At 47.1% G+C, this 12654-nt stretch carries 9 protein-coding genes; 3 read left to right on the plus strand and 6 right to left on the minus strand.

Features of this window, described 5'->3' with window-relative positions; translation table 11 throughout:
• Positions 1 to 37: 37 nt before the first annotated feature.
• The 3 genes from uvrA to ASG85_RS21555 all read left to right on the plus strand — a co-directional run bounded on the left by uvrA (position 38) and on the right by ASG85_RS21555 (position 3937).
• The gene (gene uvrA / locus ASG85_RS21550) at positions 38 to 2920 is read left to right on the plus strand and encodes an excinuclease ABC subunit UvrA (protein ID WP_057303266.1); all 2883 of its coding nucleotides are present in this window, start codon (positions 38 to 40) and stop codon (positions 2918 to 2920) included.
• 270 nt (positions 2921 to 3190) lie between these two features.
• Positions 3191 to 3349 (plus strand): hypothetical protein, encoded by a 159-nt coding sequence (locus ASG85_RS38045; protein WP_156389965.1) that lies wholly within the window; start codon positions 3191 to 3193, stop codon positions 3347 to 3349.
• Positions 3350 to 3736: 387 nt separating this feature from the next.
• Positions 3737 to 3937: a DUF2759 family protein gene (locus ASG85_RS21555; RefSeq protein WP_047682168.1), complete on the plus strand. Its 201-nt coding sequence runs from the start codon at positions 3737 to 3739 to the stop codon at positions 3935 to 3937.
• 183 nt (positions 3938 to 4120) lie between these two features.
• Here the strand turns inward: ASG85_RS21555 and ASG85_RS21560 are convergent, their stop codons facing one another.
• The 6 genes from ASG85_RS21560 to ASG85_RS21585 all read right to left on the minus strand — a co-directional run bounded on the left by ASG85_RS21560 (position 4121) and on the right by ASG85_RS21585 (position 12648).
• Positions 4121 to 5089, minus strand: a complete 969-nt coding sequence (locus ASG85_RS21560) for a sugar phosphate isomerase/epimerase family protein (RefSeq protein ID WP_057303263.1) — start codon at positions 5087 to 5089, stop codon at positions 4121 to 4123.
• 48 nt (positions 5090 to 5137) lie between these two features.
• Positions 5138 to 6292 carry an MBOAT family O-acyltransferase gene (locus ASG85_RS21565; RefSeq protein WP_057303262.1) on the minus strand — a complete coding sequence of 385 codons (1155 nt, stop codon included), beginning with the start codon at positions 6290 to 6292 and terminating at the stop codon, positions 5138 to 5140.
• A 142-nt stretch (positions 6293 to 6434) separates the two neighbouring features.
• Complete coding sequence (locus ASG85_RS21570; RefSeq protein WP_060647722.1) at positions 6435 to 7337, minus strand: hypothetical protein; 903 nt, start codon at positions 7335 to 7337, stop codon at positions 6435 to 6437.
• 554 nt (positions 7338 to 7891) lie between these two features.
• Positions 7892 to 9091, minus strand: a complete 1200-nt coding sequence (locus ASG85_RS21575) for a hypothetical protein (protein ID WP_235549215.1) — start codon at positions 9089 to 9091, stop codon at positions 7892 to 7894.
• Between the two features lie 7 nt (positions 9092 to 9098).
• Positions 9099 to 9356 carry an acyl carrier protein gene (locus ASG85_RS21580; protein ID WP_029194863.1) on the minus strand — a complete coding sequence of 86 codons (258 nt, stop codon included), beginning with the start codon at positions 9354 to 9356 and terminating at the stop codon, positions 9099 to 9101.
• Positions 9357 to 9411: 55 nt separating this feature from the next.
• Positions 9412 to 12648 carry an FG-GAP repeat domain-containing protein gene (locus ASG85_RS21585; RefSeq protein WP_063860344.1) on the minus strand — a complete coding sequence of 1079 codons (3237 nt, stop codon included), beginning with the start codon at positions 12646 to 12648 and terminating at the stop codon, positions 9412 to 9414.
• Between the last annotated feature and the right edge of the window lie 6 nt (positions 12649 to 12654).

A 12654-nucleotide genomic window follows, 5' to 3' on the forward strand; every position in this document is an offset into this window, starting at 1 on the left:
AAGGGGCTTCAGCTTCACATAGGAGAGGAAGGGTACTGTGTCTAGAGATCAAATCGTCATTAAAGGAGCGAGAGCTCATAATCTGAAAAATATCGATGTCACGATTCCGCGTGATAAGTTTGTTGTTCTCACAGGCTTAAGTGGATCAGGGAAATCTTCGCTTGCCTTTGATACGATTTATGCGGAGGGGCAGCGCAGATACGTTGAATCTCTATCTGCCTATGCCAGACAATTTCTAGGGCAAATGGATAAGCCGGATGTAGATTCGATTGAAGGTCTATCCCCGGCTATTTCCATTGATCAGAAAACAACAAGCCGTAATCCGCGTTCCACGGTTGGGACAGTAACGGAGATTTACGACTATTTGCGCTTACTATATGCTCGAATTGGACGTCCGCACTGTCCGACCCATGGTATTGAGATTACATCGCAAACCGTGGAACAAATGGTGGATCGCATTATGGAGTATCCGGAACGAACGAAGCTCCAGATTCTAGCTCCCCTTATTTCAGGACGCAAAGGCGAACATACGAAGCTGCTTGCTGATATTCAAAAGCAGGGATTCGTCAGGGTGCGTGTCAACGGTGAAACGGTCGATCTCGCTGAGAAGATTGAGCTCGACAAAAATAAAAAGCATACGATTGAGGTCGTTGTTGACCGTATCGTGATCAAAGAGGATGTTCAAACTCGTCTTGCGGATTCACTGGAGACAGCGCTCAAGCTGGCGAATGGCCGGGTAATCGTTGATATCATTGACAAAGAAGAGCTTCTTTTTAGCCAGAACTTAGCCTGTCCGGAGTGCGGCTTCAGTGTTGAAGAATTAGCACCGAGAATGTTTTCGTTTAACAGTCCCTTTGGCGCTTGTCCCGATTGTGATGGACTAGGCAGTCAAATGATTGTTGATCCTGATTTACTTGTTCCTGATATGAAGCTAACGATTGAAGAGGGAGCGTTCGAAGCTTGGGCCGGCAGCACTTCCAACTATTACCCGCAGTTTCTTGCTGCGGTTTGTGAACATTATTCCATTCCGCGCAATGTGCCTGTTTCTGAGATCAGCAGTGATCAAATAAAGGTTATCCTTTATGGAACAGGCGGGGAGAAGATTCGCTTCCGCTACGAGAATGATATGGGAGCGAGCAAGGAAGCGTTGGTTCCTTTCGAGGGTATCATTCGCAACTTAGAGCGCAGATTCAAAGATACGTTCTCTGAGGGGATCAGGGAGCATATCCAGACGTATATGAGCACGAAGCCTTGTCCGAAGTGTAAAGGACAGCGTCTGAAGCCCGAAACGTTAGCTGTGACGATCAATGGCAAAAACATTGCGCATGCAACTTCCCTTTCAATTGGTGACGCTGAGGAATGGTTCAAAGGGCTGGACTTGAATGAACGTGAGCTGACGATTTCCAATTTGATTCTCAAAGAAATCAGATCTCGCCTGGGGTTCCTTGTCAACGTGGGTCTTGATTACTTAACGATGCATCGTGCTGCAGGTACGTTATCGGGTGGAGAAGCGCAGCGGATTCGCTTGGCTACACAGATCGGTTCTAGTTTGATGGGTGTCCTTTATATTTTGGATGAGCCTAGCATTGGGCTTCATCAAAGAGATAATACGCGTCTGATTCAGACGCTCGAACATATGCGTGATCTCGGCAACACATTAATCGTCGTGGAACATGATGAAGACACGATGATGGCTGCGGATTACATTATCGATATCGGTCCTGGTGCCGGTATTCATGGCGGACAAGTTATTGCGGAAGGTACGCCTACAGAGTTGATGAAAGACGAAAACTCTCTAACAGGACAATACCTTAGCGGCAAACGTTTCATTCCTATTCCAGCAGCGCGACGCAAGCCGAATGGGAAATGGATCGAGGTCAAAGGCGCCAAAGAAAATAATTTGCGCAACGTCTCGGCTAAAGTGCCACTCGGAGTATTCACCTGTGTAACAGGGGTATCCGGTTCAGGCAAAAGTACGTTGATTAACGAGATTTTGTTCAAAACCTTGTCGCGTGATTTAAACGGAGCTAAGGTGCGTCCTGGTGAGCACAAGGAAATTGTGGGACTTGAACACATTGATAAAGTCATCGACATTGACCAATCACCGATTGGCCGCACGCCACGCTCGAATCCAGCGACGTATACCGGTGTGTTTGACGATATTCGTGATGTTTATGCGAATACGAACGAAGCCAAGGTTCGCGGTTACAAGAAAGGCCGCTTCAGCTTTAACGTGAAGGGCGGCCGCTGTGAGGCTTGTCGTGGAGACGGCATCATCAAGATCGAGATGCACTTCTTACCAGACGTGTATGTGCCTTGTGAAGTCTGTAAAGGCAAGCGGTACAACCGCGAGACGATGGAAGTGAAGTACAAAGGCAAGAGCATTTCCGAAGTGTTAGAAATGACGATTGAGGACGGCTGCGAGTTCTTCAAGAACTTGCCGCGTATTCATCGTAAGCTGACGACTCTTCTAGATGTGGGCCTGGGCTACATGACCCTCGGCCAGCCAGCTACTACGCTGTCCGGCGGCGAAGCCCAGCGTGTGAAGCTCGCGGCGGAGCTGTACCGCCGCAGCACAGGCAAGACGATCTACATCCTGGATGAGCCCACTACGGGGCTCCACATCCACGATATCGATCGTCTGCTGAAGGTGCTTCACCGTCTCGTTGAGAACGGTGAAACCGTACTTGTCATCGAGCATAACCTCGATGTGATCAAGACGGCGGACCACGTCATCGATCTAGGCCCCGAGGGTGGTACCCGCGGAGGACTGATCGTGGCAGCCGGTACGCCGGAGGATGTCGTGAAGGTGGCCGGGTCCTACACCGGCCAGTATTTGAAACCGATCCTTGAACGGGATCGGGAGCGCTCTGAGAACTATGCGAAGCGCCTTGAGGTGCTAGAAGAATCAGTCGGCTAGTCAGTTACCCGAATAAGCTTGGCTCACGATACAAGAGATCGTGACGCCAAGCTTATTTTGTTCTTTTTGTCACAATTCCGACTAACATACCTTTAATTTTGTTAAGACTTAATAGAATGATACAAGCTTCGACAATTTAACCCTCTATCACAATGAGGGAGAATAGACCTATAATTAGGTTATAAGTTGCATACGAAAATATCCCTATTACTAACTATCCATGATTGAGGATATAAGCAGTATAATCTATCTACTTTATGGAGGCTTGTTATGAAACCGACGTTAGAGTTACAAGAGATTGTTTCTGCTTTAGGTATTGATCCTTTTCGATTCTTAGCTTGGCAGGAGAAAGAATTAGCAGAAAAACTACAAAACGTATACTTAGAGGAGCATAAAGAATTCGACCCCGTGTACGGACTAGTCGTTTAAGAAATGTTACTCTAAGAAAACATAGAACCCGAAACGTCCCTTGATAGGGATGTCGGGTTTATTTTTTATTTTGGCAGCTGATGTATAAGTCATGAGTTGAATCTCAAATATGCTCGGAGTTATAAATACTCGAAGAGATGGACATTTTATACTTACGAGGCAGGTATGAGAAAACACGATTTATCAAAAAGAAATCATTGATTTGATGTATGAGCTTCGTTGAATCCATTCATTCATGGCCTTATCATATGGGCCAAGGCCTGCAAAAGGTGACAAACTTGTTACACATCAGTGTAATCACTTGCATCTAATGCCCAATCAAGCTAACATAGAATTAAAATAGCAGGACGTGTGCCTTGCACCGAGTTACTATAAGGAGGTTTCACCATGTTATTAGCGGAAGCAGCAGCAACAACAAGTACGTATACAAGCTTTGATATTTACGTTTTGATCTTCACGGTTGTCATCGCCATTGCGGTTATTAGACAGTTGATCAACCCTCGAAGAAATTTGTTTGCCCTTGGGTTTGCAGGAGTTTCCTTGATCGTATTCGGCATCATGGATTACGTTATGATCAGCGGCTGGTAAATCAGAGCAAAACAAGATAAAAGCCCGCAGGACCAAGATCGTAAGATCAACGGCGCCTGCGGGCTTTTTTGTTTTATTTAATTAGATAAGAAAGTATAAGTTTTATTACACTTCGCGTCATCAGTCTTGACAAACGCGCTCGTCCCAGTAGGACGACGGAGTCGTTTATCCTTTAGCGAATGCTTATACCCACCACATTTCACCAAGAGGTTCCTTGATGAGCACTTGTTGCAGATTTTGCACCGCTTTGGAGAATCCTTCTTCTACGGACATCAAACCGTCTTCGTGCTCGATGCTCACGACATAGTCGTAACCAACAAGGCGCAAAGCGCTAATGATGTCAGCCCAAACTTTCATATCATGACCATAACCAACAGAGCGGAACTGCCAAGCGCGGTCAAGCATGTTAGCGTAGGATTGCATGTCTGTTACACCATAGCGGTTCACATTGTTAACATCAAGAGATGTATCTTTGGCGTGGAAATGGTGAATCGCTCCGGCACGGCCAAGAATTTGAACAGCTTGCACAGGATCGATTCCTTGCCACCACATATGACTCGGGTCAAGATTCGCGCCGATCGCATCACCTGCTGCTTCGCGCAGACGAAGGAGAGTTGCTGGCGTATGTACGGAGAAACCGCCGTGCAGCTCCAGACCAATTTTAATATTACGGTCGGAAGCGTACTTGCCTGTCTCTGTCCAGTAAGGAATAATTTTGTTCCCCCACTGCCAGTCCAGAATCTCTTGGAAATCGTTCGGCCAAGGCGCTACCGGCCAGTTCGGATACTTCGCATCCTCATGGTCACCAGGACAGCCTGAGAACGTATTAACTACAGGTACCTCTAAGCGCTCAGCAAGATCAATCGTTTGTATGATAGCATCATGAAACTCTTTAGCAATGTGTTTTTGCGGGTGCAACGGGTTACCGTGTGCGCTAAGCGCGCTGATTGTCAAACCGCGGGATTCCACCGCATGTTTAAATGCTTTTAATTTCCCTGCGTCTGCGAGAAGTTCGCTTGGGTTGCAATGAGCTGTACCGGGATAGCCCCCTGTACCAATTTCAACAGCATCTAAGCCTTTCGCAGCAATGTAATCCAACGCTTCCTCGAACGGTTTTCCACCGAACAGAACCATAAAAACGCCTAACTTCATTAGGTACACCTCCATAAATGGTAAACAACCACACAAATTATACCACTATCATCCAGTAAAATGAAGCAAGCCTTTATAGATCCGAAGTACCGTCTCATAATTGGAGCTGTAGATAATAACCGAGAACGTAACTAATGCTTGTGTAACGAAACAACGAAAGTAGAAATAGGTTTTGGATACTTTCTTTTTATTAACGGTAGTGATTTTAAAGATATTTTCGATGGCCAGAATAATCCCATGATAGAGCCCGTAGAAGAAATAAAGCCATGTAAAGCCATGCCACAGACCAATCAAGACCATAATCAGAACAGACAAGCTGGAGGCTACCCAGCGGGATGGAGCAGTACGGGAGAAGAACATGAAAATATGATCTCGGAAAAAATCACCTAACGTCGCGTGCCAATTTCGCCAAAACTGCGTCATGGAAGGTGAGAAGAGAGGACGCTTGAAGTTCTCAGGCATCGTATAGCCCATCAATCGCCCAAAGCCGATCGCCATATCGGAATAACCGGAGAAATCAAAGTAAATGAGTGCATAGAACCAGATCAATAGAAATAACGACTGATGGGTGTGCAGATCCTGCTTTAGCACTTGATCGAAAACGCTGGTCATCCAGGTGACCACAACAATTTTCTTAAACAAACCTAAAATGATCCGTTTCACACTATCTTCAAAAAGAGCGGCGTCTACGTTGTAAGGCTTTTTGCTATCGGCCATGAAATCACGGAATTTTAAAATCGGTCCCGATGTAAAAGTTGGAATGAAGAGCAGGTAATTCGCGTAATCAATGGCTGGAACTTGACCTTCTTTACCGAAGAAATAAGCAAAATAATATGCATCGATCACTTTAAGAACGTTATAAATGAGGCCTAAATAGATGATAGCATCGAACAATGGATTGTGAAAAATGTCCATGACGAAAAGCCGGACACCGAGAAACACACCGACAACATTAGCGGCAATCGCGAAAATAAAGGTCGCTTTACGCCAGAACGTTGTTCGGCATAGATAAACAAAGCCAGCATAATTAATGATCGTGAAAGCAGCATAGAAAATAAGCAGCTTCTGGCTAAACAGCAGCAGAAAGCAGAGACTGAAAATAATCATCAGAATGCGTTTGTTATTAGCCCACTTGCGGGTGAGCATCAGAACGGCAACCATGCCAATCATAGCGATAATTGCGTTCATGTGCATATAAAACATAGCTATAGAACTCCTCGCTTCGAAAGCTTGATCAGTCTCATCTTAGACTTCTAGAAGATTTTGAAATACTAGAATTTCTCGTAGATAAACAAGCCCTTGCCAGTAAAATAGATGAAAACCAAATACAGCATCACGAGATAGATCAGGACTTCGATGGTTTTCCTAAGGATTTTAACCATGAGTCTACCTCCTTTGTAAATAGCGGCGCGCCCTCTTCGCGGTTCAAGTGGACAAGGTCATGGAAATAGCGTGGATCGTATTTGTGCAGCAAATCCAGCGTAGGGACATTCGCGGCTTGCAGCTGGCGGTTTGCCTCTTGCATTAAGGAGGCGACGTAAGGCGGATCCGTATAGCCTTTGTTCCACGGCATCCAAATCACACGCAGAGGAAGTTGATGCTTATTCGCATACTGGATAACCCATTGCAGAGCATCCAAATTTGCCTGAAAATCTTTCAGTGTCATGGAACCAAAGCGCTTGTCGTAATCGGTCCATTTCGTCTTTAGGAAAGCATCGTCTTTGCGACCGGGGTACAGCTCTTTATCAATCCAGCGAGGTTCGTAGGTTAGGCTGCCTTTACTCAGATTACGAGCAAACTCTTCACCGGAATCCCGGAAATAGTCGCGGTACGTGTAAACATAAGGCTGGTACCAGGGTTTGAACCATTGGTAGGTTGGATCAGTTTCAAGTGAGTCCAGCATGGTGTGAACATCAATGCCAATCACAAGCTCATCCTTCACCTGGTAAAGGTTATTCGATAGGATGGCTTTCAGGTCGGTTAGCATTCCATAGGAAAGTCCCATTTCAACCAAATGGGCTTCGGATTTCTCTTCGATATACGCACCCGTAACGGAGGAATTACCGAAGAAAACTGGACCCGATTGGGACCAGCCGTGGTGGTAGAGCGTTTTGGTAAAGTCGTTTTTGTAAAAACGGCGTGAGCTAACCATCGGGTTCCACCAAGAAATGAGCAGGTCGGAGACGACGATTGCCAGCAGCAGGCCGAGTACGAAACTATTTTTTTTGAGAAATGCAGCTACTTTCAACGGTATCACTCATTATCTTTGTATAGGATGGACGCTTCATAACGTCTGGCTTGCCATAGAGAACGCATGAAGCATTAGTTGGTCCACAGCTGACAAGGAACTGTATATCGTACAGCTAATGTCGGTGTGTGGGCCATGTGATGTTACTTTGATGTAACGTGCAGGTCGATGGACTGATATGAATGCGTCTCAATGTACCCGACGTCCCCCAACTCGAGGTGAAGTTGCATTTTGTGCAACAATTCTTTTAAATCCTTAAGCATATTGGCTATATGTTGTAAAAAATACAACAATTCAAAGAGATTTTCATCAAATCAGGCGTTTTGGAACAGAATTGTTGTATGAAATGCAACTATGCTGCTGGTAAAGGCCACTTTATCGAGATATTGTTGTACAAAATGCAACTTAGACGGTCGAGGAATCAATCGTCAAGGTTCACTTGGCGAGGATCATTCATCGGGATTCATTATCGATGGTTATACATCAATGATCCATCAGGGGATCTGCTTATGGTCGACATAGCAAAGTAGTTACGGATAGAACAGAAAAGGCACTTACAGCGCCTTCTCCTGCCAAGCATGGTACTGCTCACGGAATGTGGCAGGCCACTGCTGTTCATCGAGACCGTACTGTGCCAAGAACGCGAACGCCCAGCGCTCGATACCAAAGCCTACACAGCCTGTAACGGCGTTGCGCTTGCCCATTTTAATATTAAAAGCATTTCCGAACGTGTTGCTATGGAAATTTACAGAGGAGCAGGCGATTGATTTCTTCACATGAGGAATGCTCAAGCGCAGCTCATATTTCATCTCTTGATTGCGTTGGAAGGACGCTTTCACTTGGAAATCGTTCGTGAAGAACGGGTCGTTGGCGATCTCCATCATGCTGTCCACGTTCCACTCAACGGCAAGCTCTTTAAGATATTCAATCGATTTTAGGCGATTTTCTTTGACGAAGTCCGGTTTACCGACGAAAATAATTTCGCGCATCGAGAAGTCGAGCAGACGACCGAAATCGGTGTGGTTTTTGGACTCGAAACGGTGACATTTCGCAATGGCTGTAACGACGATGCCGTCACCCTCAAGCGTTTCATTCTCTAGGCCTTCATAGCAGTGGTAACAAGTAGAAGGATTCATCATGAAGTTCGGCTTCACCATATTGTTATCAAGCGCCAATGGCTGCTCTTGGTTCCAACCGCCAGCTTCGCGGATCGATTGGGAGAAGGATTCGATGACATCCAAGTCTTCACGCAAATGAGTCACGAAGTGGATATGCTCAGGGAACGAAGTGAAATGGTTCGTTTTGTTCAAAGTGTGACTATGAATGACAGCTGGATAAGACTCTTCCTGCATGCCTTCGAAACGCTTGGCGATCTTTGTAACGAAAGAATAATCCAAGAAACGCATTAAGCTGGAGAAAGGCTCACGGAAAATAAAAAGGCCGGGCTCCAACACTTTAATTGCTTTACGCTCTACAAGCTCAGCGATAATATCGCCTTCATAGGGAGTATCGACTTTGTTCTCGAATAGAATGTTTTCCTTGAAGCCGAAATCACCGTGTGAGAAGCGTTCAATAAGACGCTGAACCCGTTCGGTAATACCTTCGTTTCCATTCGGAGAGTTATGGGTAATGATAATGTGACCATCCACAAGGGCAATATCCTGAATATGCTCATCGGCAAAGGCGGACGCGTATTTGACTTGTCCATGCTGACTTTCAGCCAGGCCTTCTAAAGAAATTTTACATGTCAACATGAGTGGGTTACCTCGCAGTCTTCTTGGAAATAAAATCGGCAATTTCGCTTACCGTGTTCATAGAGTACAGCATTAAATCTTGATTCGTCACTTGGATGCTGTACGTTTTCTCAATATGGGCGATGAGCGCTGTGGCTCCGATGGAGTCAATGAACCCATAATCAAACAGATGAACATCAACGTCAAAATCATCGTCATCCTCAGCAATTTCATAACGCTCGCGAATATGCTGTTCAAGCTGCGCTAATAATTCTTCATTAGACATGTTGGAAAGCCTCCTGGTTAATTTAAAAGTGGTCATTAGATAAAGGAATGTTAGTTCACTTTGCTGTAAAAGTAAGTGTCGTCAAATCACCGTATCGGGTGATGGTGTACATATGTGTTTGGGAGTCATGCTCGATCTTGGCATCGGATCCGTCGAAAAGTAGCTCCGTAGGACTGAATACCTTCACTTGCTGCAGACCTGCTGATTTCAGGACCAATTGATGAGTGTTTCCTTGCTGTGTCAGCCCAAAAGGGACATTAGAACGCACGACGTGGAACTTTTCCTTGGTCACTCCAATACCGATGGAGGATGGCTTAGCCAAACCTACATAGAATTGGTTGTCAATTGTCGTGTAAATATCCGAATCACTTAGTAGGGAGTATAGGGCAAGTTTTTCACCCTTTTCGATGACAACACCAAGTGTTGCAGCATACTCACCAGCCAAGCTTGGCACCTTATTGGTATTCGGTGTCAAAGTGGCGTGAAAGTGCGGACTGCTGCCTGATAAACGATCTTTCAGCTTGTCCCATAAGTAAGAAGCCCATGACTGACTAATACGAACTTCGCTTTTCATAGCGGTTAAGAATGACTTCGCCATCTGTGTTTCGGTCATAAAATTATAATCATGCTTCATACGAAGTTTATTAAAGTAATCAGCAAAATTGGTTAAGTCGGCAACCAAAGACGGTACGGGAAAATGGTACTCGATGTGCTCGAAATAATCAATCGGCATGTCCAATTTAGCCATTGATTCGAAAACGTCCGTCGTTGCATAATCTCCTGTCCGCAGTACCGGCGTCGGTGTATGAATCAGCATCGTATGATCTGTATTCCCTTGTTTATCCTGTAATAGGAAGGGAAGCGACCAAATCTCTTCGGGACGTGAAATAACGGGCGAATCGGGTGATAAGAATCCGAAATTGTACCATAATCCTTGCTGCTGTTCATTTTCCAGTGTTTGCTGTTGATCTATGTTATTGATGCGCCACGTGTGTTGGTTCGTTCCAGGGTGCAGCCAAGGGATACCGAGCTTATCGAAAGCTTTCTTGTGAAGGGAAAGCTCGGTACGTTCCTGTTCAGCACTTTTGAAATTATGCACGAACATGTGCGGATCGATTTGTAAATGATTGTCACGCGCGTATTGGATGAACTCCTGGAGCTCCGCTTGATAAGGAAACTGCGGGTCGTCGATCGAAACGGGGGACCCGAATTCGATACCGCCGACGACCAGGTCGTCTTTGCCGTCGTGATTAAGATCTATCCAAAGCGGGACGGAGTAGTGGCCGGCAACCAAGGCGTGATCGCCGACTTGGTTCAGGGTTGTGCCCTGTAGGGGACCCGCATCTGCCCAAGCGCCAGCGCCTTCTTGGGTGAAAACCTGTAGGTCCCCGTCACTGCTGCCGACTACGAGATCAAGTCGACCGTCGCCGTTGATGTCACGCACGGATGGTGCGGCGTGCGTGGCTTTGTTCGGCAGCGTGATGATGGCGCTGCCTTGGTTTAGGGTGAGGCCCGCTGCGCTGCGGCCCTTGTAGAGCCATACTTGTCCATCGGCTCCGCCTAGGACAAGGTCGAGCTTGCCGTCGCCATCGACGTCGGCGACGAACGGCGCTGCAGGCCCTCCGGGCAGCTGCAGCGGCTTCCCACCCGCGAGCAGCACCGCGGGCTTCGAGAACCTGCCGCTAGCGAGCTGCGGCAGAAGCCGTACCGCCCCGGACTCGTCGGAGACGACGAGGTCCGTGCGGCCATCCCCGTTCACGTCTGCGGCGTGAACGGCACTGTAAGGGCCAAGCTGGAGCGGCTCGCCGGACTCCAGCAACAGCTTCACCGGCGCGCCGAACGTGTCCGGCAGCGCCAAGCCCTCTGGCGGCGGCTCACTCGTGTAGGCCGCCGCGTCAACACCTTGATTCGTGTACACATACACGAATCCATCCGAGCTGCCGACCACGAGGTCCGTGCGGCCGTCGCCGTTCATATCCGCGGCCGTCGGGTACGCGCGGTAAGGCAGCTCAATCGCGCTCGACAGATCGCGATACTGTGGAAACAAAGCCTGCCGCAGGGGCTTGCCAGCAGCCATCACGTGCAGCCCGCTCGCGTAACCCGAGCCAGGCAGCTCTCCGACGAACTTCGGCTGCGCGTTCGTTCCCGTATTGAGCTGCACCGTCACGCTCTCGCGCCATTGCCCCCAGTAGAAGGCGTTACGCACGAGTGTAAACGAGGGGATCTCGTTATATTCCTTCAGCTTCTCCGCCCAAGCAATGCCGTCTTTCTGCTGAATTGCCGGCATCGCCTCAAAATGATTCTGAAAGGCCATCGCAGGCCTTCCGTAAGGGCCAAGAATTTTTTTCACACTGTAACCAAATGTTTCTTTCGATACATAAGCCAGCTGCTCACCGCGGTACTGCATGTTCGCGGCAGCAAAAGCAAAGTTAAAGTAAGGCTCAATCGGTAACGTTTTTCTATTGAAATAAGTCGTTCCCGGAACCCGTTTCATTTCTGCTTGGTACTTTGCAGCCAGCTGTGAGAAGCCTAGCTTCGGATCCATGCCGCTCATCATGTCGTAGCCTGTTAGGAAATACCGGTTAGGCAGAAAGTTACTGCTGATCAGCACGGTGCCTTTTCCAACGCGGTTCTGCATAACAAGCGATACAGGCATCTTCGACTCCATAGGTTTATTCATTGCCACAATCGTTTGACCTGTGGAGGGATCGAAACCGTATCCGAGGTTAAAACCAGGTAGATCGTCCATTGTATTATGCTTAAGATAGCTTTGCGTAAATAATTGAAAGGTTTGTTGAATGCCCTGAAGATTAACTGGCACCTGCGGGTAGCTGAGAGACAGTGAATCCCCTGATAAGAAAGGTGAACCAAATTTGTTCAGAGGTACCTTTTTTAAATCAACAATTCTGGCAGCTCCAAGAAAATCCAGCGGAAACCGGTCAGCAAACTCATTTTCCACTAATAAATGTCCGCCCTGCTTCACGAATGTGACAAGCTTCGTAACTTGCTCCGCCCACCCGGCATCTTGCGCAAGGGCAGGATCCAGATAAATCGCATCATACTTACGAAGCTGGCTCGTTGTTAAGGAGGGTAGGTTTTGCTTGTCAATTTGAACGCCTGCTTGCAAGGTTTGCTGAAAATTTCCATAGGCTGCCGCATCATAAAGATCCCCGCTCGTCGCATAGAGGAGCTTGGTTTCATCTACTTTTGGCAAAAATAAAAGTAGGACAATGGTAAATAGGCTGACAAGGCCGAGTCCGATCAGTAGTTTAAGAACACGAATTTTCGACAAAACCAA

It is taken from the genome of Paenibacillus sp. Soil724D2 (assembly GCF_001427935.1).
GTDB lineage: Bacteria > Bacillota > Bacilli > Paenibacillales > NBRC-103111 > Paenibacillus_E.

Bases quoted from the DNA above. Each gene is read 5' to 3' on its own strand.
- ASG85_RS38045 (WP_156389965.1), top strand. From the start codon at position 3,191: ATGAAACCGACGTTAGAGTTACAAGAGATTGTTTCTGCTTTAGGTATT.
- ASG85_RS21555 (WP_047682168.1), top strand. From the start codon at position 3,737: ATGTTATTAGCGGAAGCAGCAGCAACAACAAGTACGTATACAAGCTTT.
- ASG85_RS21560 (WP_057303263.1), bottom strand. From the start codon at position 5,089: ATGAAGTTAGGCGTTTTTATGGTTCTGTTCGGTGGAAAACCGTTCGAG.
- ASG85_RS21565 (WP_057303262.1), bottom strand. From the start codon at position 6,292: ATGTTTTATATGCACATGAACGCAATTATCGCTATGATTGGCATGGTT.
- ASG85_RS21575 (WP_235549215.1), bottom strand. From the start codon at position 9,091: ATGTTGACATGTAAAATTTCTTTAGAAGGCCTGGCTGAAAGTCAGCAT.
- ASG85_RS21580 (WP_029194863.1), bottom strand. From the start codon at position 9,356: ATGTCTAATGAAGAATTATTAGCGCAGCTTGAACAGCATATTCGCGAG.